Below are 25,168 nucleotides of genomic sequence, written 5' to 3' on the forward strand. Positions count from 1 at the left end.
TCACAATCAGGCCCTGATGCCCGCCTGCGCCCTCCCGACATGCCACCATCGTCCGGGCGCTCCACCGCGAGGTGCGGCGCGGTGACACGAGACAAGAAGCACAAGACGGAGGGGCCAGGCGTGCATCAGCCACCGACGGCGGCGACCGCAGCCGCCGCCGAGCCGCCCTCCGGCGATCCCGGAGCGCAGCAGGAACCTCAGGAGACCGGCACCGGACCGGGTCCACGATCCGGTGCGGAACCGGGTACGGAATCCGGCGGGGGGCCGGGTACGGCGGGGTCCGGTGCAAGCCCCGCTCCGCAGCCCGGACGGGAGCCGGGCGACGGCAGTGAGTGCGCGGAGGCCGGTCCCCTCGACCGTGTCTCGGGCGACGAGCCCCTGCTCGCCGCTCGGGTGCACCGCCCGTCCGACCTGCTTCGCCTGCTGACCGGCGTCCTTGCCATCGCGCTGGTTCTCGCCGTCGCCGCCTTCGCCCACGGCACCACATCGGGCCTGGAAGAGGACATCAACAACGGCACCGGCCAGGCCCCGGACCTGCTGATCAAACTCGCCGGTCTGTTCTCCTCCATCGCCATACTCATCCTGCCGGTCGCCTTCGCGATCGAGCGGCTGGTCAAGCGCGACGGTCTGCGCATCGCCGACGGCGTACTCGCCGCCGTGCTGGCGCACGGAACCGCCCTGGCCACGGATCTCTGGGTGACCAGGGCCGCCCCCCGTTCGATCACCGACGCGCTGACGCATCCGATGGCGAACGGCAGCCTCACCGACCCGGTGCACGGCTACCTCGCACCCGTCATCGCCTATATGACGGCGGTCGGCATGGCCCGCAGACCGCGCTGGAGGGTGGCGCTCTGGGTGGTGCTGCTGGTCAACTCCTTCGCCGTGCTGGTCGGCGGACAGACCACGCCCTTCTCGATCGTCGTGACCGTGCTGCTCGGCTGGACCGTCGCCTACGGGACGCTGTACGCCGTCGGCTCCCCCAATGTCCGTCCCACCGGCAGGCAGCTGCTGGCAGGCCTGCGTCATGTCGGTTTCAACCCGGTCACCGCGATGCGCGCCGAGGAGATCCCCGACACCTCCGAGCACGGCGACCGGGGCAGGCGCTACTTCGTCACCCTGGAGGACGGTGCGCCCCTCGACGTCACCGTCGTCGACCGCGAGCAGCAGGCTCAGGGCTTCTTCTACCGGGTGTGGCGCAGGCTGACGCTGCGCTCCATCTCCACCGGGCGCTCCATCCAGTCGCTGCGCCAGGCACTGGAGCAGGAGGCGCTGCTCGCGTACGCGGCCATCGCCGCCGGGGCCAACGCGCCGAAGCTGATCGCCACGTCCGAGCTGGGTCCCGACGCCGTGATGCTGGTGTACGAGCACACCGGAGGCCGTTCGCTGGACTCACTGCCCGACGCGGAGATCACCGACGGGCTGATGCGCGGCGCGTGGAGCCAGGTGCAGGCGCTGCAGTCACGCCGGATCGCCCACCGCAGGCTGGTCGGCGAGGCGATCCTGGTGGACCGCTCTGGCTCGGTGATCCTCACGGATCTGCGCGGCGGGGAGATCGCGGCGAGCGAGATCGTCCTGCGGATGGACATCGCCCAGACGCTCACCACCCTGGGGCTGCGGGCCGGTGCGGAGCGCTCGGTGGCCGCGGCGGTCGCGGTGCTCGGTCCGGACATGGTCGCCGACAGCCTGCCACTGCTCCAGCCGCTCGCGCTGAGCCGCTCGACCCGCTCGACCCTGCGCCACCTGGCCCGCGAGCGGGCGCAGCGGGAGCGCGAAGCGGTGATAGAGGCGTCGGACGCCGCGCGCAAGGCCAAGGCCGAGGCCAATGAGGCGGCCGACGACAGCCGGAAGGCAGTCCGCGCGGAGCGGAAGGCGGAGAAGGTCGCCATCGACGACGCGATGGACGAGGCGCGCGAGGAGGATCTGCTCTCGCAGATCCGTCATCAGGTGCTGCTGATACGTCCCCAGGCACACGCCGAGCCGGTCCGGCTGGAACGCGTCAAGCTGCGCACCCTGCTCAGCGTCATCGCCGGGGCCATCGCCGCGTACTTCCTGCTCTCGCAGATGGCGAACATCCCCTTCCACCAGCTGATCACCAACACCGAGTGGGGCTGGGTCGCGGGGGCTCTGCTGTTCTCCGCACTGAGCTACGTCGCCGCCGCGATGAGCCTGCTCGGCTTCGTCCCGGAGAAGGTGCCGTTCTTCCGTACGGTGCTGGCCCAGGTCGCGGGTTCCTTCGTGAAGCTCGTCGCTCCGGCCGCGGTCGGCGGGGTGGCACTCAACACCCGGTTCCTGCAGCGGGCGGGTGTCAGGCCCGGCCTCGCGGTGGCCAGTGTCGGGGCCTCGCAGCTCTTCGGGCTGGCCAGCCACATCACCCTGCTGGGGATCTTCGGCTATGTGACGGGAACCGAGCGGACGCCGTCACTGACGCCGTCCCGCACGGTGATCGCCGGGCTGCTGACCGCGGCTGTGCTGGCTCTGGTCGTCACCGCAGTACCGTTCCTGCGGAAATTCATCGTGACCCGGGTGCGTTCGCTGTTCGCGGGGGTGATCCCGCGCATGCTCGATGTGCTGCAGCAGCCGCGCAAGCTGCTCACCGGTATCGGCGGGATGCTGCTGCTGACCGGTACGTTCGTGATGTGTCTCGACGCCTCGATCCGCGCGTTCGGCGAGGGCAACGCACTGAGTTACGCCAGCATCGCCGTGGTCTTCCTGACCGCCAACGCCGTGGGATCGGCGGTGCCGACCCCGGGTGGCGTCGGCGCGGTCGAGGCCTCGCTCACCGGTGCGCTGGTGATCGCCGGCCTGCCGTACGCCACCGCAGCCGCAGCCGTGCTGCTCTTCCGGCTGCTGACCTTCTGGCTGCCGGTACTGCCCGGCTGGCTGTGTTTCAACTACCTGACCCGCAGGGGGGAACTGTAGGGACGGTTCCCGGGGCCTCACAGCGCCCGGCTGCGCTTCAGCGTGCGCAGGATCAGCCACTGGTCGCCCCAGGCCATCGCGGTACCGAGCGCCGCCATCAGGACTCCGACGGCCACACCGCCGGCAGCCTCGCCGATCGCGAACCCCGCCATGCCCAGCGCACCTCGTACCGCGAAGCGCAGGGCCACCAGGCCCACGGCGAGCAACCGGGTGCGCTTGTTCTTCCAGAGCGCCTTCATGAACCGCATCCGGGTGCGCAGCACCGTGAGCGAGAGCGTCAGGTTCGCGGCGGCCACCACCGGGATCAGCCAGTACACCACCGGGTAGGCCCGGGCGATGTCGAACACACCGGCGAACGCGCCGACGATCGGGAAGTACCAGTTGGGCAGGCCCTTGATCTCCGGGATCTCCTGGTCGTTCGTCACACGTACCGGCGTCTCGACGCTCACTGCGGTCATTTCGGTGCCCCCTGAGGCTTGTTCGGCGCCTGTTCCGCGCCTCGTTTCCGACACCTGAAGCTTCTCGCCCGCGCCCCCTCCACCGGCAGAGCGAAGCGTCCGCATTCCGGCAGGACAAGTGTCCCGGGCCCACCCGGACGCAGGGGCTGCCCTTAGCATGGCCGCACCGTTCGAGGGGGCTCCCACGCATGACCGCACTCATCCGCCGGGCCGCGCTGGCCTCCGCCGCACTGCTGATCGCCGGGACGGTGACCGGCTGCGACAGCGGTACGGACACCGGTGGGGCCGGCCAGGGACACGGCCCCGCGGCCACCACGTCCGCAGCCCCGCGGGCCACCCGGCCGAGCCCTTCGCTCCCCTCCTCCCTCACCGGCCGGCGGCTGCACTGGCATGCCTGCGACCCGCAGGGCTGGGAGTGCGCCACCGCGAAGGCTCCGCTCGACTACGCCAGGCCCGCCGGGCCCACCGTCTCCCTCGCGCTGATCCGCAAGCCCGCGCGGGACCGGGAGCGGCGGCTCGGCTCGCTGCTGTTCAACTTCGGCGGCCCCGGCGGTTCGGGCGTTGACATCCTGCCCGCTGCGGCCAGTGCGTACGGAGACCTCAACTCCCGCTACGACCTGGTGAGCTGGGACCCCCGCGGGGTCGCCAGAAGCGCGGGTGTGGTCTGCCGCTCGGACAAGGAGCAGGCCGCTGCCGAACGGAACGTCGACCTCACCCCCGACACCCCGGCCGAGCAGCGCGCGTATCTCAAGGACGGCGCCGACTTCGGTGCGGGATGCGAGCGGCAGTCGGGAAGGGTGCTGCCCTGGATCGGTACGAGCAACTCGGCGCGCGACATGGATCTCATCCGGCAGGTGCTCGGCGAGCCGAAGCTGAACTACTTCGGCATCTCCTACGGCACCGAACTCGGCGGCACATACGCGCACTTGTTCCCGGGGAAGGCCGGCCGGACGGTGCTCGACGCGGTCGTGGACCCCACCGCCGACACGGTCGGCCACGCCCGCAACCAGACTCTCGGCTTCCAGCGCGCCCTCGACGACTACCTCAGGTCCACCGGCCAGGACCCGAAGGCCGGCACCGCCAGGATCGCCGCACTGCTGAAACGCGTCGACGCCCACCCGCTCCCGACCGGCACCAGCCGCGGGCTCAACCAGTCCCTCGCGCTGACCGGAATCATCCGTCCGCTCTACTCGAAGGACACCTGGCCTTCTCTCACACGGGCGCTCGGCGAAGCGGAGGAGAAGGGCACGGGACGCGCGCTGCTGGCGCTGGCCGATGCCTACAACGACCGGGACGCCGAGGGCCACTACTCCACCCAGAGCAGCTCCCAGCGGGCCATCGACTGCGCCGACAGCAAGGCCCGGCCGACCGCCGCACAGGCAGCGGAGCTGCTGCCCGCATTCCGGAAGCTCTCGCCGGTGTTCGGTGACTTCCTGGCCTGGGACACCGCCGGCTGGTGCTCCGGCTGGCCGGTCGCCGGGGAACGCGACCATCCGGAGGCCAGTGCGAAGGGAGCAGGGCCGATCATGGTCGTCGGCACGACCGGCGACCCCGCCACACCCTTCGAGGGCGCCAGACGTATGGCCGGCGAACTGGGGCCGGGGGTCGGGGTACTGCTCGTCAACAAGGGCGAGGGCCATGGTGCGTACAACGGCGGCAGTGAGTGCGTGACGCGTACCGTGAACGCCTATCTGCTCGAAGGAAAGGTCCCGGCCGACGGCACGGTCTGCACCTCTTAGAACTCCGCTCAGGAGTCCACCGCGCTTCCGGATCTCTCTCGGCGCGCGCCTGGGCCCCGGCCGGCGGCGCCGTGCGGCCGGGACCGCCGCGCCGGGGCATGCGGGAGGGGCCGGTCCGCACATCCCGTGCGGACCGGCCCCTCCGGAGAGAGCGGGTCAGCTCTAGTAGACCGGCTTCTCGGGCTCGATCTGGTGGACCCAGCCGATCACACCGCCGCCCACGTGGACCGCGTCGGCGAACCCGGCGGACTTCAGAACGGCGAGGACCTCCGCGGACCGGACACCCGTCTTGCAATGCAGGACGATCTTCCTGTCCTGCGGGAGGTCGGACAGCGCGGTGCCCATGATGAACTCATTCTTCGGGATCAGCTTCGCGCCCGGGATGGAGACGATCTCGTACTCGTTCGGCTCGCGGACGTCGATGATCTCGATCTTCTCGTCGGCGTCGATCCACTCCTTGAGCTGCTTGGGAGTGATCGTCGAACCGGCCGCCGCCTCCTGGGCCTCCTCGGACACGACACCACAGAAGGCCTCGTAGTCGATGAGTTCGGTGACGGTGGGGTTCTCACCGCAGACCGCGCATTCGGGGTCCTTGCGGACCTTGACCGTGCGGTAGGTCATCTCCAGTGCGTCGTAGATCATCAGGCGGCCGACCAGCGGCTCACCGATTCCGGCGAGCAGCTTGATGGCCTCGTTGACCTGGATGGAACCGATCGAGGCGCAGAGCACACCGAGCACGCCGCCCTCGGCGCAGGACGGAACCATGCCGGGGGGCGGCGGCTCCGGGTACAGGCAGCGGTAGCAGGGGCCGTGCTCGGACCAGAAGACGGATGCCTGGCCGTCGAAGCGGTAGATGGAACCCCAGACGTACGGCTTGTTGAGCAGCACACAGGCGTCGTTGACCAGATAGCGGGTGGCGAAGTTGTCCGTGCCGTCCACGATCAGGTCGTACTGGGAGAAGATGTCCATCACGTTCTCGGCCTCGAGCCGCTCTTCGTGAAGGACCACGTTCACCAGCGGGTTGATCCCCAGGACGGTGTCCTTGGCGGACTGCGCCTTGGAGCGGCCGATGTCGGCCTGGCTGTGGATGATCTGGCGCTGCAGATTCGACTCGTCTACCTCGTCGAACTCCACAATGCCCAGCGTGCCCACACCGGCGGCGGCCAGATACATGAGAGCGGGCGAGCCGAGGCCGCCCGCGCCCACGGCGAGCACCTTGGCGTTCTTCAGCCGCTTCTGCCCGTCCATCCCGACATCGGGGATGATCAGGTGGCGGGAGTACCTGCGGACCTCGTCGACGGTGAGTTCAGCAGCTGGCTCGACCAGGGGTGGCAGCGACACGGGGACTCCGTTGGTCGGTTTCTCGGTACGGTTGTTCCTCTCGTAACACTGCCACGCCCCTACTCATTCCGAGACACCTGGTCCGATCCGCGAGACGATTTCGTCCCAGTAGCCGGGCAGCGCCTCGAATGGTGCATTGTGTCCCGCTTGACCGTTCCGGCCGTCGTGTCCGCCGCGGTCGGTGAAGAAGATCGTGCCCGCCCCCTGCCAGCGGGCGATCCGGGCGGCCTCCTCGAGATGGGTGCGCGGAACACCGTGCACGAAGTGGCAGAAGCGCTCCGCGGGGTGCTCTGCCGTCCATTCGGCCACCTGCGACCAGCGGTACTCCGACCACGGACCGCTGAAGGTGACCAGCTGGTCGGCCACGCGCGCATAGCCGGGGTGCGGATGACAGCCGTGGCCGAGCACCAGATGGCAGCCGGATCCACCGAGGCCCCGGAGTGCGCCGGCGATCCGGCGGGTTCCGGGGATGCCCGCCGGATCGGCCGGGGCGCGGTCGAGACAGAAGCCGTCGACCCGGTACCAGTCGGCGAAGAGCCGGGCCTGTGCGAGCAGTTCCCCTGGATCCCGGGTGCCGTGCGCCATGTCGAGATGGCCGAGCACTCTGGTCCCCGCGTTGCGGAGCCGTCCGGCCGCCACCAGACAGTGCGGATCGGGCCGGGTCCCCGGGCCGTTGGCGACGTTGAGGACCACCCAGTGCAACGGCGTACCGGGGCGCGTCAGTTCGGCCCATTCGACCGGGGCGACGAGGGGGTGCGCATACCCGGGAACGCCGAAGCCGAGCCTGGCCGCACCGGTGTCGTGCGTGGTGCCGGATGTCGTCAGATGCGGCACGCCGCCTCCATCCAGATGTCGGCGAGAGACTCCTCGAGGGCGATCCGCGGGCGCCAGCCGAGCCGGTCGCGGGCGGTGCGGACGTCCGCCTGCTGCCAGTTGCCGCAACCGTCCGGGTACGGCGATGGGGCGGCCAGATGTTCCAGCACCGGCTCCGCGGGCCGGGGGGCGACCAGGCCCCCGTTGCGGTGCGGGACGCCGTCCACCTCATGGAGCGCGCCGCCGAAGCCGGCCACCCTGGCCAGGACGGATGCCGTGTCCCGGAGTCGCACCGCGCGGCCGGTGCCGATGTTGACGATGCCCTGGGCGGCCGAGAGCGAGGCCGCGTGCACGGCGCGCGCCACGTCCCGTACGTCGACGAAGTCCCGCTGGACTGCGAGTCCGGACAGCTTCAGTTCGTTGTCCCCCGCCTGCATCGCCCGGCGCATAGCCTCGGCCAGCCGTCCGAGGGGGGAGCCGGCCGGGGTACCGGGGCCGACGGGTGAGAAGACTCTCAGCACGATCGCGTCGAGGCCGGAGTTGAGCACCAGTTCGGTGGCGGCGAGCTTGGAGACGCCGTACGGGCCGCCGGGGCGCGGCACCGCGTCCTCCGCGGTGGACGAGCCCGGCTGGCTCGGGCCGTACTCGGCGGCGCAGCCCAGCTGGACCAGGCGGGCGCTGCAGCTGCTGCGGCGCAGTGCTTCGCAGACCGAGGCGACCGCGACGGTGTTGTGCCGGGTCAGGTCGCGGGCGCCACCACGGGTGGCGCCCGCGCAGTTGATGACGACTCCCGGGTGCACCGCGTCCAGGAAGCGGGTCAGCGCCCCCGGGCTGCCGCTCGCCAGATCGAAGCGGACGTCGGCGTCGTCGCCGCGTCCGAGCGCTGTGAGGTGCACAGCGGGGTCGGCGAGCAGGCGATCGGCCACGTAGCGGCCGAGATAGCCATTGGCTCCGAGCAGCAGCACCCTCATCGCGCGGCCACCTCTCGATACCGACGGGCCGGGGCCGGGGCTGGAGGTTCGGGGCTCATTTGTCGTTCTCCTTCTGGGTGTTTACGGGTGGGTGGGGCCCGCGGCGTCGGCTCCGCGGGAGGTCTCTGGCGGCCGGGTCGGCGGTGCGCTCCGGACTCGGCCGCCGGCTCAGGGGTGGGCGGACGCGCGGGAGAGCACGGTGGTGGCGTGCGCAAGCAGCGCGAGAGCGCCGGCCCCGCAGACGACGGCCGGGACCGCTCCCGGGCCCAGCGCGTCGACGGGGAGGGCGAGGAAGCCGAAGCCGGGGAGGCGGGCCGCCAGGACGGAGACCGGTGCGAGGGCCTCGGCCGCGCAGGCGAGGGCGAGCACCGCGGCCGTGGAGCGGTGGTAACCGTGGACGACGAGCAGCCTGGCGACGAAGAGCAGCAGTCCGAGCGCCGCGGCTCCCGCGGTGAAGCCCGGCATGAACAGCAGAGCGGCAGGGGCCGTCGCGAACAGGACGGTGACCAGCACGACCAGCGGCCTGGTGTGTGCGGCGAAGTCCCCCGTGCTCCGGCTGACGGTGAGCTTGCGCCGGGCCAGCTGCGAGAAGAGCCGTGCGCACCAGGCGGCAGGCGCGACGGCCAGCGCGAGACCGACCGGCGCGACTCCGGTCAGCGGCCATGGCCCGTCCGGGCCACCGTGCGTCAACTGGCCGAGCAGGCCGTCGCCGCAGAGCGCGTAGGCGAGCAGCCAGCACACCGAGAACCGCGCGCCCGGCTCCGGGCGGCGCCGGGCCTTCAGCGGGCCGCGCCGGAGCGTGAAAGCCAGTGCGCCGGCGGTGCAGAGGACCCCGGTCACGGCAGCGGCCAGCCGCACCTCACCATGCACGGCTGCGACCGTCGCCGCCGTGACCACGGCGAGTCCACCGGGCAGCAGCCCCAGCACGGGTGCGTGCGGAGCGGGCACTGGAGCCGGCAGGGGCTCGTCAGCTCCGGCTTCCGCCCCGCGCGGCACCCGCGCGTAGAGCTCCTCGGCGAGCGAGAAGACATCGCGGTGCCTGAACCGGGCCGCGGTGCGGTCGGTGAGACCGTACGCCTCGAGGCCCGCGGCGATCTCCAGCGGATCCACCGCCCTTTCGCACAGCTCCCGGTGACGGTGCATCAGGGCGCGCACCGGATCGGCCGGACCTCGTGGGCCGGGGCGCGCCGGTCCGGTTGCGGGGTCCGCGGCGACGGGCGGCCCGGGCCGGGGCTCGTCGAGCAGCGCGTCGGATCGGTCGTCCCAGGCGTCGCCACCGCTGGGCGGGACCGGCCTGTCGGGCGGCCGCACCGGCGTGGGGGGCAACGGGGGCTGCGACGGCAATGGCGGCCGGGTCCGGTGCGGGCTCATACGGCAGCCTCCCGGTGTGCAGGGGCCGGTTCCGACCCGCTCTCCGCCCAGCTCGGCGTGCGGCCGGTGGCCGCCGGGGCTGTCCAGCTGCCCGCCACATACGCCTCCGCCGGGTACGCGAAGGGGCGCGGGTCGCCGGTCTCGCCCACCGGCGTGCGCCGCACCGGGCAGTGCGAGATCAGGTCCAGGTAAATAGCGTTGAATGCCGTGACGTTCTGCTCCACGGTGAAGAGTTCCAGCGCGCGTGCCCGCGCAGCGGCTCCGAGCCGTTCCCGCCGCTGCGGATCGCGCAGCAGCGCCACGCAGGCGTCGGCCAGCGCGCGGGGATTTCGGGGCGGCACCACGAGGCCGGTACCGCCGATGACTTCGACGACCGCGCCGACATCGGTCGACACCGTCGCGCGGCCGCAGAACATCGCCTCGACCAGGCTCACCGGGAAGCCCTCCACCACGCTGGAGAGCACCACCACCGCGCCGCCCGCGTAGGCGTCGGCCAGTTCCGGCGCCTCCGGCCCGCCGATCTCCTCGAAGGTGACCGGATTGGAGCCGACGGCATGCGCGTCCGCCGCCTCGTCGGGGAACAACTGCGCGGCGAGCGCCCGGCAATGGGCGAGATAGGCGGCGCCTTCGGGCCCCTGTGCCGGGGCGCCGACGATGCGCAGGCGTGCCCCGGTTTCCTCCCTGCGGATCTCGGCGAACGCGTGCAGCAGGGAGACCAGGTCCTTGGCCGGTTCGATACGGCCCACCCACACCAGCGTGTCCGGATCACCGCTGTCCGTGCCTTCCCCGACGGCGGCGAAGCGCGTGGCCTCCATCCCGGGGTAGACCGTGCGCAGCCTGGCGCGGTCGGCACCGCATCTCTCCTGCCAGCGGCGGGCGTGGATGTTGCCGGGGGTGATGACAGCGGCCTGTCCGTACACCTCGGCGGCCAGCCTGCCGTGGAAGGCGGCCAGCAGCGCGCGCACCGGAGCGCGCTCCGCGCCGCCCGCGATGTAGTGCGCCCGCAGCTGGACTCCGTACTCCGTGACCAGCAGCGGAACGCCGAAGAAGCGTTTGGCCAACAGGCCGGGCAGCGAGGCCGTTCCGCCCGAAGCCGCATGGCAGAGGTCAACGGCGCCGAGGCCGTCCGCGGTGTACCAGTCGAGCGAGAGGGGCCGCAGGGCACGTTCGAGCAGATCGGCGAACGCGAGGAGATCGGGCACCCTGGCCGACTGCACGGTGCGGTTCGCGCCCGGCGCACGGCAGGCCGCCTCCAGTGCGCGTACGGCCGCTTCGGAGCGCAGGGCGGTGTGCAGCCCGCCGCACTCCGCGGCGAGTCCGGCCAGTCCGTAGAGTCCGGCTGCGAATTCCGTACCGTCGCCGCAGACCGCAGCCGCCAGTTCCCTGAAGTGACCCAGGAAACGGTTCCGGTCGCGGCGGCCGTAGGGGCGGCCGCCGAGGGGTGCTGTCCAGAGCGGAGCGGTGCGCACCCGCCGCACCTGAGGCGGCAGTTCGAGCCAGCCGCACTCTTCCTGGTGCGCGCTGCGGCTCAGTGCGTAGACGTCGAACTCATGCCCGCCGAGCCCGCGCACGAGCCTGTCGCACCAGAGCCTCGACTCACCGGTCGCATACGGATAACCACCGTCCGTAAGCAGTCCTATCCGCACGAGCACACCCCCGGTTCTCCCTTCGGACGGCCGCCGTTGATGCCGGCGACTCGCAGACGGGACGACCGTAAGCGGATACACAGGTGGCGCGATGGACGGTTGTCCATCGCGCCACCAGAAGGGGTGAAACCTCGTAACTTTCCCGTGCCGGTTGCGTTCTGTGGCGCTACGGTGCCTTTTCGTAACCCGGAGTCAGGCCGCGGCCAGTTCCCTGCGGGCAGCTCGTCGTGCCGCTGCAAGCACCGGGTCGAGCGACGGGACGGCGGCGAGCAGCTGCTTCGTGTACGGGTCCTTGGGGTCGCCGTACACCACGTCCACCTCGCCCTCCTCGACGATCCGGCCCTGCCGCATCACCGCGACCCGGTCGCTGACCTGCCGGACCACCGCCAGGTCGTGCGCGATGAAGACCAGCGCAAGACCGAGCTCCTGCTGCAGTTCCGCCAGCAGAGCCGTGACCTGCGCCTGTGTCGTCACGTCGAGAGCGGACACCGCCTCGTCGCAGACGATCAGCCCGGGCTCGGCCGCGAGTGCCCTGGCGATACCGACACGCTGGCGCTGGCCTCCGCTGAACTCGTGCGGATAGCGGTCGTACTGACCCGGGTCGAGCCCGACGCGCACCAGCAGGTCCCGGACCCGGGCCCGGATCGCGGCCTCGTCGCGCTCTCCACGCGCCCGCAGCGGGTCGGCGACCGACTCCCCGACCGAGCGGCGCGGGTTGAGAGAGGAAACCGGATCCTGGAAGACCATCTGCACCCGGTCCGCCCGGGTCACGCGGCCCGATGTCGGCTCGAGAAGGCCCACGAGCATCCGGCCCAGGGTGGTCTTTCCGCTGCCGCTCTCACCCACGATGCCGAGGGTTTCGCCGGGGTGCACGCGGAGGCTCACACCGTCGACGGCGGTGAGGGCGGATCTGCCCCTGCCGAACACCTGCCGGAGGTCCACCGCCTCGATGAGCGGGGGACCAGCGGCGGCGGAACGCTGCTCCGGGATCCGCGCGCCCCCGTGCCCGGCCCCGGCTTCCTCCGCCGGCCCGGCAGGGATGGCGGACGGCGGCGCGGGAACGCGCCGCGCATCCACCCTCGGCACGGCCGCGAGCAGCGCCTTCGTGTACGCCTCGCGGGGCGAGCCGAGTGTCTCCCGCACCGGCCCCCGCTCCACCGCACGACCGGCCCGCATCACCAGCATCTCGTCCACCGACTCCGCCGCCACCCCCACGTCGTGGGTGACCAGCAGCAGTCCCATGCCCGTCTCATGCCGCAGACCGTGCAGCAGATCGAGGATCTGGGCCTGCACGGTGACGTCCAGCGCGGTGGTCGGCTCGTCGGCGATCAGCAGTTCGGGCTCGCAGGCCAGCGCCATCGCGATCAGCGCACGCTGCCGCATCCCTCCGCTGAACTCGTGCGGGCGCGAACGCGCGCGCCGGGCGGCGTCCGGGATTCCCACCCGGTCGAGCACCTCCACCGCACGGGCCCGCGCCGCCCGGCGCGAGGCCTTCACATGGACGCGGTACACCTCGGCGATCTGGTCACCGATCGCGTAGTACGGGTCGAGCGAGGACAGCGGGTCCTGGAAGACCATGGCGGCCTTCTTGCCCCGCAGCCCCCGCAACTCCGCTTCGGACGCGGTCTGCACATCCACTCCGGCCACCGAGACCGACCCGGTGACCTGTGCTCCGCTGCCCCGGTGCAGTCCCAGCAGGGCGTAGGCGGTGGCGCTCTTGCCCGAGCCCGACTCACCGACGACGCCGAGCGCCTGCCCCGCCTCCAGCGTGAAGGAGAGCCCGTCGACGGCGCGTACCGAACCGTCGAAGGTGATCGCCAGATCCTTGACGTCGATGAGACTCATGACAGGACCACCCGTCGGTCGGCCACCGCGTACAGCACATCCGCGACGGCATTGGCGAGCACCACGAAGAAACCGGTGACGAGCACCATCCCCACCACCACCGGCAGGTCGACGACGGTCACCGCGTGGACGAGTTCCCGGCCGAGGCCGGGAAGCCCGAACAGCGACTCGGTGAGCACCGCGCCGCCGAACATCGACCCGAAGTCATTGGCGTTGAGCGCGATGACCGGCGCGATGGCCCCGCGCAGGGCGTGACGGCCGATGATGGCCCGCTCGCCGACCCCGTACGCACGGAAGGTCCGAACATGGTCCTCGGCCAGCGTCTCCAGCATCGAAGCCCTGGTCAGGCGGGCGTATTTGGCGGACTCGATCAGCGCGAGCGAGAGCCAGGGCAGCAGCAGATTCCAGGCCCACTGCTGCGGGTCGTCGAAGAAGGGCACGTACTGCGGATACGGCAGCCAGCCCAGCGTCCCGCAGACCACGATCATCAGCACCAGGCCGATGACGAAGACCGGCGTGGCGTTGCCGGCGAGGGTGAGCCCGGTGAGCAGCCGCTCGGTGGGCCGGCCGCGGCGCCATGCCGACAGCACCCCGGTGCCGATGCCGAGGATCAGCCACATCACCATCGCGCCGAGCGCGAGCGACCCGGTGACCGGCAGCTTGGTCAGGATGAGGTCGGTGACCTGCTGGTCGGTGCGGTACGACCGGCCGAGGCACGGCGCGCCGCAGTGCTCAACCGACGTACCGGTGGAGAAGTCGCGGCCGGCGAAGATGCCCTGGAGGAAGTGCCAGTACTGGACGTACACCGGGTCGCCGAGCTGCAGTTGGTCGCTGACCTGCTGGACCTGGACCGGTGAGCACCGCGGCCCGCAGGTGATCTGGGCGACGTTGCCCGGCGCGACATAGAACACCGCGTAGATGATCACCGAGATGGCGAGGAGGGTGATGGCGGCGCCGATGAAGCGGCGCACCAGGAATCCGGTCATGCGGCGGCCCTCTTCTCACGCTTGCGCCCGGTGCCGATCCGCAGCCTGGACGCGGCCCGCGGGTCGAGCGCCGTACGGACTCCGTCCCCCAGCACGGTCAGGGCGAGCACGGTGATGAACAGCGCCCCGGCCGGCAGCAGCAGATACTGCGGCGCGGCCTGGTACCAGACATCGGCGGAGGTGAGCATCTGCCCCCAGGACGGGGTGGGCGGCTTCACACCTACCCCGAGGAAGGACAGCGCGGCCTCGACGGAGATGTTGGCGGGGAAGAGCAGCGCCGCGTAGGTGATGACGGGCGCGGCGAGCGCGGGCAGCAGTTCCCGCCGGGCGATGCTCCACTTGCCCCAGCCGCTGAGCCGGGCCGCATCGACATGGTCCAGCGACTTCAGGGTCAGGGTCTGGGCGCGCACGATCTTCGCCGTACCGCCCCAGGCGATCAGTCCGATGACCAGCGCGACGAGCACGGGGCGCGGAAAGCCGTCGGGAACGATCGCCATCAGGGCCAGCGAGAGAATCATCAGCGGCATGGCCACGACCACGTCGGTGATCCTGCTGAGCACGTTGTCCACGAGCTTGCTGCCGAGCGCGGCGGCCACTCCGAAGGTGACGCCGAGCACCACCTGCACCAGGGTCGCGGCGAACGCGACGGAGAGCGAGACCCGAGCCCCGTACACCAGCCGGGCGAAGAGATCACGGCCGGTCTGCGGCTCGAGGCCGAGCCAGTGCGTGCCGCTCATCCCGCCTAGGGGGCCGACCGGTACGCCACCGCGCGCCGAGTCGATGAGACCGGGGTGGTAGGCGTTGGGGTCCTGGCCCTCCAGCGCGGTGAGCAGCGGCGCGCCGAGCGCGACCACGACGAGCAGGGCGACGACGAACGCCGCGACGGCGGCGGCGCGCTGTCCGCGCAGCCGCCGCCAGAACTGACGGGCCCCGGAGACGGGGGCGGCGACTGCCGCTCCCGTCTCCTCGGCCAACGAAGCTTCAGGCATGGTTACTTGACCGCAACCTGCGAGATGTCGAGCACACCGGTCCAGTCGCTGATCACGACGTTCTTGATGTTCTCGCCGTAGAGCCGCTTGTAGACCGGGTGGAACAGCGGCACGGTCAGCGCCTGCTGACCGATCTTCTTGTCGAGTGCGCCCCAGCGCTGCGCCGCGGCGTTCAGGTCGGTGAGCTTGTTGATCGCGTCGATCTCCTTGTTGACCGAGGGGTCGTTCAGGAAACCGGTGTTGAAGTTGGCGCCGTCCCTGACGATCTGGCGTCCGTCGAAGATCGGGGCCAGGAAGGGTCCGCCGGAGGGCCAGTCGGCGCCCCAGTGGGCCAGGAAGAAGCCGGGCTCGGTCTTGGCGCCGCGGATCTTGTCCTTGTAGTCGTTGTCCTCGAGGCCCTTGAGCTTGACGGTGATACCGGCGTTCTTCAGGGCGTCCTGGAGCGCGGTCGCGATCTCCGGGCTGGTCTCGAAGTCCTTGTTGTTGGAGTGCGTGAGGGTGACGGTCAGCCCCTTGGGGTAACCGGCCTCCTTGAGCAGCTTCTCGGCCTTGGCGGGGTTCCCCGTCCTGCCGGCCGGGAAGTGGTCGTACGGCGTGTAGCCGAAGGACTTCTGGTTCGGCAGGTAGGTGGTGGCCGGCTCGGCGAGAGCGGAACCGCCGGCCGCGTTGATCACCGAGGAGCGGTCGACGGCGTAGGAGATCGCCTGGCGCACCTTGGGGTTGTCGAACGGCTTCACCTTCGGGTTGAAGCCGATGTAGTTCGTGTAGCCGAAGTGTCCGGTGCCGACGCGGGCGGCGAGCTTCTTGTCGCCGGTGACCTTCGCCAGTTCGGCCGGGCCGAGGTTGGTGTCGGTCGTCACGGCGTTCGCGTCCGCGCCCTGGGACGAGGAGAGGCGCTGGTTGATGACGGAGGAGTCGAGACCGGAGCGGACGTCGATCTTGTCCGGGTAGGCCTTGCGCTCGTCGTCGGTCTTCGCCGACCAGTTGGTGTTGCGGACCAGCGTCACCCGCTCGCCGTCGTTCTCGTTCTTGACCACCTTGTAGGGGCCCGACGAGACCGGGTGCTCCTCGTACTTGGTACCCGTGTCCTTGGCCTTCGGCACCGGGGTGGTCTGCGTCTGGGTCGCCAGGTAGGGGAACTCGCCCTCGGGCTTGTTCAGATGGAAGACGATGGTCTTCGCGTCGGGCGTCTCGATCGAGTCGAGGCCCTTCTTGTCCTTGTAGGGGCCCTGGTACTGGGCCCCGCCCGTCAGCCAGTCGCGCAGATAGGGCGCTCCGCCGGAGAGCTCGGCGGCGAACGACCGCTCGATCCCGTACTTGATGTCGGCCGACGTGATGGGCGTGCCGTCCTCGTACTTCAGCCCGTCCTTGAGGGTGTACGTCCAGACGGTGGCGTTCTTGCTGGGCCTGCCCAGGTCGGTCGCGAGGTCGGGCACGACCTTCGAGCCCGCGGCGCCGTTCTCCCGGTTGCGGGTGGTGAGCGTACGGAAGACCAGCGAGGGGACGTTGCCGCCGCCCGATGTGTAGAGACGGGCCGGGTCGAAGTCCGTCTGCGGCTGACTGTTGAGGACGGTGAGGGTGCCGCCCTTCTCGGGCTTGCCGGTGGCACCGGACTTGGCGTCGCCGCTGTCCTTGGGCCCGCAGGCGGCAGCGCCCAGGGCCAGGACCAGACTCGCGGCCGCCAAGGACGTTGTGCGTGGGGACAGTTGACGCATGGGGGCGGGGCCTCTCGGTGTACTGAAAGCAGCAGGGGGATTATGCGCAGGCTGCAACACCGGAAGGAAGCCGGAAAACAAAATGCCGCGCCTGCGGATGATGTGCGACCGGAGCGCGGCAGGAGATAAAGGGGCGCACCGGGACAGGCGGGTCAGCGACAGAGAATGTCGGCGACGCAGTGCTCGGTCACGCCGAACAGCACCAGCTCAATGGCGGTGCGTTCGGAGGCGACAGGGCAGTACGACATGCCGAGAAATATGAACGAACTAAAGTCCGATGTCAAAGCCGTAGGGGCCGAGAACGAGACGACCGTCTCACCCCTTGGGATGGACCCAGGGATTGGCCCGGCACTTGATCCCTCCGATGTCCAGCGACTTGGTCTGCTGCTGCATGACCGGCGCGAGCGCGCCCGGAGTGCGGCAGGTCACATGGTTGTGTCCGAGCCGGTGGCCGACCTCGTGATTGATCAGCATCTGGCGGTACGGAAGGATCTTGGCATCACCGTAGGTCGTGGAACCCCGGGCCCAGCGATAGGCATTGATCATCACACGCTCGGTAGCGGCGGAATCACAGGACACATTCTCGTCAAGAGTGTCGAGACCGGACTTCGCACACCATTTCGCGGTAGTTCCAGGACTTGCCAGCGTAATCACGAAATCCGGGTGTCCCGATGAAATACGCCCGAAGGTCATGGTCCCGTCGTGGGCCCAACTCCGTTTGTCATTGAGGGTTTTCTGGACCGCATCGGCGAAGAGCGCCCCGTCGAGGCTCAGGCCCTTCTCGATATCCACCCGGTAGGTGTACTTGTGCCCCTTGCCCGGAGCAGCGGCGGATCCCGGCACCACGGCGAAGGAACCGGATGCGGTGAGCTTCGGCGAGAGCGGATACAGCGTGGCCATCTTCTGCTCGTAGGTGGCCTGCAGCGGGGCCGCCCCTTTCGGATCCGTCCGGGTGTCGCCGCGCGATGCCGGGCCTGCGCCGGTCTCCCGCTTCACCGGACCCGACGCCTGTGCGCCGTCATGGCCTCCGCCGCCATGGGCCACCTGCCCGGCCACCACGACGGCCAGCACGGTGGTCACGGCAGCTGCCGCGATCCCGGTGAAGGTACGTCCTCCCCTGCCGCCCTTGGCCTCGTCGGCCTCGGCGGTGGGCACGATCGGCTCGTAACGCGGCTCGGTGTCCCGGTCCGCCTCCGGCTTCCGCGTACTCAGCACCGGGCCGGACTCGGGAAGCGTCGCGGGCCGGGCCTGTGGCGACGGCGTCTCGAACGCCTCGACGAACTCCTTGCGCGGTCCCGGTATGCGTGGCCCGCGCTGCACCCCCTGCCACTCGCCGTACCGCTCGGGGGCCGGTGCGTTCCACTCGGGCTGCTCGGGGTGACCACCGCGCACCTGCGCCGGTGGCCCGGGCGACCTCCTGCGCCGTCCCGATCCGGGTCCGGCCGGCTGCGCCCCTTCATCACCGGCGTCTGCGGCGCTCTCCACGGTGTCGTCCGCGCTCCCAGGCGCATCGGCCCGACGGCTGTGACGTCCCACTCCCCGGATCAGCTCCCACTGCTGTCGTAGTCCTCGAGCAACTCCCGGAAGGCCCTGGCGACCATCCCGGGATACTCCATCATGGCCACGTGCCCGGCGTCCGGCAGCGTCAGCAGCCGGGACCCGCGGAACTCGGCCGCCGCCCTCTGCGCCATACGGTACGAGACAAGCAGGTCCCGGCCTCCGTAGACCAGCAGCGTAGGGGCGAGCACCCGCTGGGCCTGACGCCACAGCCCGTGCTGGCCCCCCAGTGTGTACGCATTGACGATGCCGCGCGCCGATCGGGTCATGGCGTCCCAGAAGTACGGCAGTTCGAGACGTCGCTCCATCTCGTCGACCGCGTTGCGAAGGCCTTCCTCGCTGACCCGCGAGGGCTCTCCGTAGCAGAGGCCCAGCATGCCGCGGGTGCGCATCTCCGGCGTCCACTCCTTGGTGAGCCGAAGGAAGAGTCTCGCGATGCCCGGAACCGCGAGCAGCGCGGTGGGCACGGCCGAGCGCTGCACCCGCAGCTCGGGAAGGGCCGGCGAGACCAGGGTGAGGGTGCGCACCAGATCGGGCCGGAGCGCCGCGACCCGGGTGGAGACCGCACCGCCCAGCGAATTGCCGAAGAGATGGACGGGCCCGCGCCCGCTCGCATCGAGGTGACGGATCACCGCACGGGTGTGCCCGTTCACCGAGTAGTTGCCGTCGTCCGGTGGCGGCGAGTCCCCGAATCCGGGCAGATCGAGCGCCTCACCGTCCACCTCGTCGTCGATGAGCGGCATCAGCCCGGACCAGTTCTGCGAGGAGCCGCCCAGCCCGTGCACGAAGAGCGCTGGCGGGAGCCCCTGGCGGGCCGGCGGGCGGGAACGCACGGTCAGGGTGAGTCCTGGCAGCGTCACGGACCGCAGTTCCTCCCCCTCCGCGATCCGTACGGCGCTCGCTCTGGGGACCGCGGTGGCGGCCGCGATACCCGGCAGCTCGGTCGAAGACATAGGGCGATGTTACGAGACGATCACGCCGACGTCCGTGTGTTCGCCGTCACAGACCGCATAGCGCCGCGGCGGGCAGGCTTCTACGCTCGTAGGAGAGGGAAGGGGAATCCAGCATGCCGACCGAGCCCGCAGAACCGAACGAAGCCGAACGACCCGGCGGAGCCATCGGAGCGGATGAACCGTCGGAAGCCGACCCGGCGGACAGGGCGGAACAGCGCAAGGACCTCACACCGCAGGAGGACGACCCTCTGACCGGCATCGATCCCTCATCGGCCAATGAGGCGGATGCCAGCGAGCAGGCACGGGTGGTGCCCCTCGACGAGGAGGACTACCGCTGATCTCCCCCTCTCCGGCCGTCCGGTCCGTGAAATTCTGCGTCCGCACCCCACACAGCCGGGTTACCCAAAAGTACGATGGCAGGGCGACGCACCAGCGTGTGCTTGTTCAACTGTGCTTGTTCAATCATTTGGGAGGCGGCGTGACAGCCATCGAGCAGACCGAGGCAGCGCGCCCGCGGGGGACGCGGCTGCCGCGCCGCGCACGACGGAATCAGCTCCTGGGCGCTGCCCAGGAGGTCTTCGTCGCACAGGGTTACCACTCGGCGGCCATGGATGACATCGCCGAGCGGGCCGGTGTCAGCAAGCCCGTGCTCTACCAGCACTTCCCGGGCAAGCTCGACCTCTATCTGGCCCTTCTCGACCAGCACTGCGAGTCGCTGCTCCAAGCGGTCCGCACGGCGCTGGCCTCGACGACGGACAACAAACAGCGCGTGGCGGCGACGATGGACGCCTACTTCGCGTATGTCCAGGAGGAGGGCGGCGCCTTCCGGCTGGTCTTCGAGTCCGATCTGACCAACGAGCCCGCCGTCCGGGAGCGCGTCGACCGGGTGTCGCTGCAGTGCGCGGAGGCGATCTCGGACGTCATCGCGGGTGACACCGGGCTCTCCAAGGAGGAGTCGATGCTGCTCGCCGTGGGCCTCGGCGGTGTGTCCCAGGTGGTCGCCCGCTACTGGCTCTCCAGCGAATCCGCCATCCCGCGGGACACCGCGGTCCAGCTCCTCACCTCGCTCGCCTGGCGCGGCATCGCAGGCTTCCCGCTGCACGGAACCGACCAGCACTGAGAGCCGCTGTTCGCTGCGGGCGTGCAGAGCGGGCGTCTTACCGGCCTTCGCACCCGGCTAATGTGTGGGGCGTACGGCGCGGCTGACCGCGCATCGCACGACCGTCGGAGGGACATAGCCGTGGAGGTCAAGATCGGCGTGCAGCACGCGCCCCGGGAGATCGTTCTGGAGAGCGGGCAGTCCGCCGAGGAGGTCGAGCGCGCGGTATCCGACGCGCTGGCCGGCAAGGCGCAGCTGCTCAGCCTCACGGACGACAAGGGCCGCAAGGTCCTGGTACCGGCCGACCGCATCGCCTACGTGGAGCTCGGCGAGCCGGCGGCCCGCCGGGTCGGCTTCGGCACGCTGTAGGCGCACGCGCGCAGGACGAACGACGGGAACGGCCCGGCGGTCAACAGACCGCCGGGCCGTTCCCGTACGTGGTGGGTGGCGCCGGGGAAGGATTGCACGTCACGGGCATCGGGTAGGACCGGGCTACCACTGATACGCCGTGACCCGCGGGAGGGAAGACATGCTCTGGGAAGCCCTCGGTTCCGTACTGCTCGGCCTCGCACTGGCCTGGGCCGCAGCGCACACGATGCCGGCCCGGCTGCCGTCCGGGAGGGTGGTGTTCACCACCGGCCCGATCGGCACGCTCTTCGGTGCCCTGATCACCCATTCCGCACTCGGCCCGGGCCATGCCCTTGCCACGCTGCTCGGAGCGGTGGTGGTGGGTGCCGTGACGCTGTCGCTGCTGCTGCGCGGGCCCAGGTCCCTGGGCAGGCTGCCCTCCGACTCCCGGTCCTCGGTCTCGCCCGCCGGCTGAGGCGCCGACGACGCTCAGGCGGCCAGCCCCAGTGCGGCCATCCGCTTGGTGTGCGCCTCGGTGATCCGCGAGAACATCCGCCCGACCTCCGCCAGGTCGAAGCCGTCGGCGACGCCTCCCACCAGCATCGTGGAGAGCGCGTCCCGGTCGGCGACCACGCGCTGCGCCTGGCTCAGTGCTTCGCCCATCAGCCGCCGGGCCCACAGCGCGAGCCGCCCGCCGACCCGGGGGTCCGCCTCGATCGCGGCGCGGACCTTCTCCACGGCGAAGTTTCCGTGGCCGGTGTCGTCGAGCACCGCGAGGACGAGTTCACGGGTGTCGGTGTCGAGCCTGGCCGCCACCTCACGGTAGAAGTCGCTCGCGATCGAGTCACCCACGTATGCCTTGACCAGGCCCTCGAGCCAGTCGGACGGTGCGGTCTGGCGGTGGAAGTCGTCCAGGGCCTGCGCGAAGGGTTCCATGGAGGCCGTCGGCTCCACGTCGATAGCCGACAGCCGGTCCGACAGCCGCTCGAAATGGGAGAACTCGGCCGACGCCATCTTCGCCAGCGCCGCCTTGTCACCGAGGCTGGGGGCGAGCTTCGCGTCCTCGGCGAGCCGCTCGAAGGCCGCAAGCTCGCCGTAGGCGAGCGCGCCGAGGAGATCCACGACCGCTGCGTGGTACCTCGGGTCGGCCGAAGCCGTGATCCAGTCCTGGGCGGCGATTCCAGTGGGTGCGTTGGCGGTGTCAGACGTCTCCATGAACCGCACAATAGCGGGGCGGACGCGGTGTGCAGGGGGTCGGTCAGCCACTGTGGCCTCCCTCTCCTTATGAAATGGCTCAACACACCTGCGCGATTTGGGGGTACAGTGGTAATGCGCCTGCCGAATGTTTGGCATGCCATTTGAATGAGGATGCCCGGTCGGTGGCCCGATCGGCTCCACCTGACCGCCCTCACCATTCCGATGTGAGGGGCCCCCTCAGCGGCACGAGCGCTTGAGCGAAGGCAGTGGTCCCGCGCTAGCCGGCACGGTACGACCCCCTTGTTCGCCTCGGACCGCGTCTCACAGAAGAGGCAGCACCCTGACTACGTTCCGAGACCTCGGCATTCTTACCGAGACCGCCGAAGCCCTTGAGGCTGTCGGCATCACGTCCCCCTTCCCCATCCAGGAGATGACGCTCCCTGTAGCGCTCTCCGGCTCCGACGTCATCGGCCAGGCCAAGACCGGCACCGGCAAGACGCTCGGCTTCGGCCTTCCCCTCCTGGAGCGCGTCACCGTCCCCGCGGACGTCGAGGCCGGCCGGGCGAAGCCCGACAAGCTGACCGACGCCCCCCAGGCGCTCGTCGTCGTGCCGACCCGTGAGCTCTGCCAGCAGGTCACCAACGACCTGCAGACCGCGGGCAAGGTCCGTAACGTCCGAGTGCTCGCCATTTACGGAGGCCGGGCGTACGAACCGCAGGTCGAGGCCCTGAAGAAGGGCGTCGACATCATTGTCGGCACCCCGGGCCGGCTGCTCGACCTGGCAGGTCAGAAGAAGCTCAACCTCGGTCACATCCGCGCTCTTGTCCTCGACGAGGCCGACGAGATGCTCGACCTCGGCTTCCTCCCGGACGTCGAGCGGATCATGGGCATGCTGCCGCCGAAGCGCCAGACCATGCTGTTCTCCGCGACGATGCCCGGTGCGGTCATCGGACTGGCCCGGCGTTACATGTCACAGCCCACCCACATCCGGGCGACATCGCCCGACGGTGAGGGCCAGACAGTCGCGAACATCACCCAGCACATCTTCCGCGCCCACTCCATGGACAAGCCGGAGCTCGTCTCCCGGATCCTCCAGGCGGAGGGCCGCGGCCTCGCGATGATCTTCTGTCGCACCAAGCGCACCGCCGCCGACATCGCCGAGCAGCTCGCCACCCGCGGCTTCGCCTCAGGCGCGGTCCACGGCGACCTCGGCCAGGGCGCCCGTGAGCAGGCGTTGCGCGCCTTCCGCAACGGCAAGGTCGACGTCCTGGTCTGCACCGACGTCGCGGCCCGCGGCATCGACGTCGACGATGTGACGCACGTCATCAACTACCAGTCCCCCGAGGACGAGAAGACCTATCTCCACCGCATCGGCCGCACCGGCCGCGCGGGCAAGTCGGGTACCGCGATCACGCTGGTCGACTGGGACGACATCCCGCGCTGGAAGCTGATCAACAAGGCGCTGGACCTGCCCTTCGACGAGCCCGAGGAGACGTACTCCACATCGAGCCACCTCTACGAGCTGCTCTCCATCCCGGTCGGCACCAAGGGCGTTCTGCCGCGTGCGGACCGCACCCGTGCCGGGCTCGGCGCGGAGGCCGTGGAGGATCTGGGCGAGACCGGTGGCCGCGGCCGCAAGGCGTCCGCCGCCGCACCAGCTGTCAGGGAGGAGCGCGCGCCGCGTACTCCCCGTCAGCGGCGGCGCACCCGCAGCGGTTCTCCGCTGGCGGAGCCCACAGCGACGATCACCGATGTGGCCGAGCCGGTACAGCCTGCACCGGAGGCCGATGAGCCGCGCACGCCTCGCCGCCGGCGCCGTACCCGGGCGAACGCGGCAGACTCCGGCGCCCAGACGGTGGTGGCGGAAGCGGCGGTCGCGGCCCCTCCGGCGGAGGCCGCCGAGGCCGTCGCCGTGAAGCCCAGGCGCACCCGCACCCGCGCCAAGGCCACCGACACCACGGCAACAGCCCCGGCCACCGCAACAGCGGAAGCCACCGAAACCGCCACCGAAAAGCCCAAGCGCACCCGCACCCGCGCCAAGGCCACCGACACCACGGCAACAGCCCCGGCCACCGCAACAGCGGAAGCCACCGAAACCGCCACCGAAAAGCCCAAGCGCACCCGCACCCGCGCCAAGGCCACCGACACCACGGCAACAGCCCCGGCCACCGCAACAGCGGAGGACGCGGAAGCGAAGCCCCGGCGGCGCAGGGCCCGCGCGCCCAAGGCACAGCCGGAGAGCTGATCTCCCCGGTCCCGGTGGCCCGGTCCCTGCACAGGGGCCGGGCCACCGGTGTGTCCGGGGAGCCCGGAGGACGTGCGTCGGGCTCTCCCGTTAGCCTCGTCCCATGAGCAGGCCTGCGACCTTCACCCCGCCCCCCGGAACCCGCTCCCGCCTTCTCCGCACCACCCGGGGAACCTTCGCCACTCTCGAAGCGCCTCCCAGCGCGCCCGGCAAGGGGACAGCGCTGCTGCTCCCCGGCTTCACGGGCAGCAAGGAGGACTTCATCGCCATGCTCCAGCCACTGGCCGCCGCCGGTTACCGCGTCATCTCCGTGGATGGGCGCGGCCAGTACGAATCCACCGGACCTGACAGCCAAGACGCCTATGCACAGGGCGAGTTGGCTCTGGATGTGCTGGCGCAGACAGCGGCCACGGGCGACCGGGTGCATCTGGTGGGACATTCGCTCGGGGGGCAGATCGCCCGCGCCGCCGTGCTTCTCGACGCCGGTCCCTTCCGGTCGCTGACACTGATGTCGTCCGGGCCCGCCAGGGTCACCGAGACGCAGCGGCAGAAAGTGCGGATGCTGAGCGAGGCACTCGCCGTGATGGACATGGGACAGGTGTGGGAGGCGATGCGCGCGATGGACCCCCCGCAGGATGCCGACGACCCGGACGCCCACCCGAACGGGAACACGCCCGCACTGCGCAGGCGCTGGCTGATGCATCGCCCGGCCCAGCTGATCGCCACCGGGCGGCAGTTGACCGTCGAGCCGGACCGGGTGGACGAACTGGCAGCCCTGCCGCTGCCCAAGCATGTGGTCTCCGGCGAACGCGACGACACCTGGCCGGTGCCCCTGCTCGACGAGATGGCCGTCCGGCTGGGGGCCCGGCGCAGCATCATCGAAGGCGCCGAGCACTCACCCAACACCGACCGGCCCGCCAGGACCGCCGAGGCGCTGGCCGACTTCTGGGACGCGCAGCACTGAGGCGACCGCGGC

22 protein-coding genes are annotated in these 25,168 nt (G+C 70.6%); 8 read left to right on the forward strand and 14 right to left on the reverse strand.

The annotated features are described in order from the left end of the window. The first annotated feature begins 39 nt into the window (after window positions 1-39). Complete coding sequence (locus OHS16_RS10050; RefSeq protein ID WP_443042586.1) at window positions 40-2,919, forward strand: flippase-like domain-containing protein; 2,880 nt, start codon at window positions 40-42, stop codon at window positions 2,917-2,919. A 17-nt stretch (window positions 2,920-2,936) separates the two neighbouring features. Here OHS16_RS10050 and OHS16_RS10055 read toward each other — a convergent pair whose 3' ends face one another. Next, the gene (locus OHS16_RS10055) at window positions 2,937-3,377 is read right to left on the reverse strand and encodes a hypothetical protein (RefSeq protein ID WP_328536831.1); all 441 of its coding nucleotides are present in this window, start codon (window positions 3,375-3,377) and stop codon (window positions 2,937-2,939) included. A gap of 188 nt (window positions 3,378-3,565) precedes the next feature. Here OHS16_RS10055 and OHS16_RS10060 point away from each other — a divergent pair, with 188 nt between their 5' ends. After that, window positions 3,566-5,116, forward strand: a complete 1,551-nt coding sequence (locus OHS16_RS10060) for an alpha/beta hydrolase (protein WP_328536832.1) — start codon at window positions 3,566-3,568, stop codon at window positions 5,114-5,116. 162 nt (window positions 5,117-5,278) lie between these two features. On the opposite strand, the gene moeZ is transcribed toward OHS16_RS10060, so the two are convergent. The 12 genes from moeZ to OHS16_RS10120 all read right to left on the reverse strand — a co-directional run bounded on the left by moeZ (window position 5,279) and on the right by OHS16_RS10120 (window position 19,303). Then, window positions 5,279-6,457: an adenylyltransferase/sulfurtransferase MoeZ gene (gene moeZ, locus OHS16_RS10065; RefSeq protein WP_328536833.1), complete on the reverse strand. Its 1,179-nt coding sequence runs from the start codon at window positions 6,455-6,457 to the stop codon at window positions 5,279-5,281. Between the two features lie 63 nt (window positions 6,458-6,520). Beyond that, the gene (locus OHS16_RS10070; RefSeq protein ID WP_328536834.1) at window positions 6,521-7,291 is read right to left on the reverse strand and encodes a spherulation-specific family 4 protein; all 771 of its coding nucleotides are present in this window, start codon (window positions 7,289-7,291) and stop codon (window positions 6,521-6,523) included. Next, a complete protein-coding gene (locus OHS16_RS10075) occupies window positions 7,279-8,241 on the reverse strand; it encodes an NAD-dependent epimerase/dehydratase family protein (protein WP_328536835.1) in 963 nt (320 codons plus the stop codon). Before OHS16_RS10075 ends, OHS16_RS10070 begins: the two co-directional genes overlap by 13 nt. 168 nt (window positions 8,242-8,409) lie before the next feature. Then, on the reverse strand, window positions 8,410-9,612 hold the full coding sequence (locus tag OHS16_RS10080) for a hypothetical protein (protein WP_328536836.1): 1,203 nt from the start codon (window positions 9,610-9,612) through the stop codon (window positions 8,410-8,412). Beyond that, window positions 9,609-11,258, reverse strand: a complete 1,650-nt coding sequence (locus tag OHS16_RS10085) for a DUF3492 domain-containing protein (RefSeq protein ID WP_328540787.1) — start codon at window positions 11,256-11,258, stop codon at window positions 9,609-9,611. The genes OHS16_RS10080 and OHS16_RS10085 overlap by 4 nt, the downstream gene beginning before the upstream one ends. Before the next feature lie 192 nt (window positions 11,259-11,450). Beyond that, window positions 11,451-13,103: an ABC transporter ATP-binding protein gene (locus OHS16_RS10090; RefSeq protein WP_328536837.1), complete on the reverse strand. Its 1,653-nt coding sequence runs from the start codon at window positions 13,101-13,103 to the stop codon at window positions 11,451-11,453. Continuing rightward, a complete protein-coding gene (locus OHS16_RS10095; protein ID WP_328536838.1) occupies window positions 13,100-14,089 on the reverse strand; it encodes an ABC transporter permease in 990 nt (329 codons plus the stop codon). The genes OHS16_RS10090 and OHS16_RS10095 overlap by 4 nt, the downstream gene beginning before the upstream one ends. Beyond that, window positions 14,086-15,078 (reverse strand): ABC transporter permease, encoded by a 993-nt coding sequence (locus tag OHS16_RS10100; protein ID WP_328536839.1) that lies wholly within the window; start codon window positions 15,076-15,078, stop codon window positions 14,086-14,088. Before OHS16_RS10100 ends, OHS16_RS10095 begins: the two co-directional genes overlap by 4 nt. A 2-nt stretch (window positions 15,079-15,080) precedes the next feature. Further along, window positions 15,081-16,793: an ABC transporter substrate-binding protein gene (locus tag OHS16_RS10105; protein ID WP_328536840.1), complete on the reverse strand. Its 1,713-nt coding sequence runs from the start codon at window positions 16,791-16,793 to the stop codon at window positions 15,081-15,083. A 152-nt stretch (window positions 16,794-16,945) separates the two neighbouring features. Further along, window positions 16,946-17,041, reverse strand: a complete 96-nt coding sequence (locus tag OHS16_RS10110) for an Ms4533A family Cys-rich leader peptide (RefSeq protein WP_328536841.1) — start codon at window positions 17,039-17,041, stop codon at window positions 16,946-16,948. 67 nt (window positions 17,042-17,108) lie between these two features. Next, on the reverse strand, window positions 17,109-18,329 hold the full coding sequence (locus tag OHS16_RS10115; protein ID WP_328536842.1) for a DUF3152 domain-containing protein: 1,221 nt from the start codon (window positions 18,327-18,329) through the stop codon (window positions 17,109-17,111). An 8-nt stretch (window positions 18,330-18,337) separates the two neighbouring features. Next, entirely contained in the window at window positions 18,338-19,303 is a 966-nt protein-coding gene (locus OHS16_RS10120; RefSeq protein ID WP_328536843.1) for an alpha/beta fold hydrolase, read from the reverse strand. Between the two features lie 113 nt (window positions 19,304-19,416). Here OHS16_RS10120 and OHS16_RS10125 point away from each other — a divergent pair, with 113 nt between their 5' ends. The 4 genes from OHS16_RS10125 (at window position 19,417) to OHS16_RS10140 (ending at window position 21,225) form a co-directional block, all read left to right on the forward strand. Continuing rightward, window positions 19,417-19,641, forward strand: coding sequence for a hypothetical protein (locus OHS16_RS10125; protein ID WP_328536844.1), 225 nt, complete (start codon window positions 19,417-19,419; stop codon window positions 19,639-19,641). Window positions 19,642-19,781: 140 nt separating this feature from the next. After that, a complete protein-coding gene (locus OHS16_RS10130; RefSeq protein WP_328536845.1) occupies window positions 19,782-20,423 on the forward strand; it encodes a TetR/AcrR family transcriptional regulator in 642 nt (213 codons plus the stop codon). Window positions 20,424-20,543: 120 nt separating this feature from the next. Further along, on the forward strand, window positions 20,544-20,771 hold the full coding sequence (locus OHS16_RS10135; RefSeq protein WP_328536846.1) for a DUF3107 domain-containing protein: 228 nt from the start codon (window positions 20,544-20,546) through the stop codon (window positions 20,769-20,771). A gap of 160 nt (window positions 20,772-20,931) precedes the next feature. Further along, window positions 20,932-21,225 carry a hypothetical protein gene (locus tag OHS16_RS10140; RefSeq protein ID WP_328536847.1) on the forward strand — a complete coding sequence of 98 codons (294 nt, stop codon included), beginning with the start codon at window positions 20,932-20,934 and terminating at the stop codon, window positions 21,223-21,225. 14 nt (window positions 21,226-21,239) lie between these two features. On the opposite strand, the gene OHS16_RS10145 is transcribed toward OHS16_RS10140, so the two are convergent. Beyond that, entirely contained in the window at window positions 21,240-21,965 is a 726-nt protein-coding gene (locus OHS16_RS10145; protein WP_328536848.1) for a ferritin-like fold-containing protein, read from the reverse strand. A 412-nt stretch (window positions 21,966-22,377) separates the two neighbouring features. Between OHS16_RS10145 and OHS16_RS10150 the strand changes: the two genes are divergently transcribed. Both OHS16_RS10150 and OHS16_RS10155 read left to right on the forward strand, forming a co-directional pair. After that, window positions 22,378-24,192, forward strand: a complete 1,815-nt coding sequence (locus tag OHS16_RS10150; protein WP_328536849.1) for a DEAD/DEAH box helicase — start codon at window positions 22,378-22,380, stop codon at window positions 24,190-24,192. A gap of 103 nt (window positions 24,193-24,295) precedes the next feature. After that, window positions 24,296-25,156 carry an alpha/beta fold hydrolase gene (locus OHS16_RS10155; protein ID WP_328536850.1) on the forward strand — a complete coding sequence of 287 codons (861 nt, stop codon included), beginning with the start codon at window positions 24,296-24,298 and terminating at the stop codon, window positions 25,154-25,156. Window positions 25,157-25,168: the final 12 nt, after the last annotated feature.

Origin of the sequence: Streptomyces sp. NBC_00344 (genome assembly GCF_036088315.1) — a bacterium.
Taxonomy (GTDB): domain Bacteria; phylum Actinomycetota; class Actinomycetes; order Streptomycetales; family Streptomycetaceae; genus Streptomyces.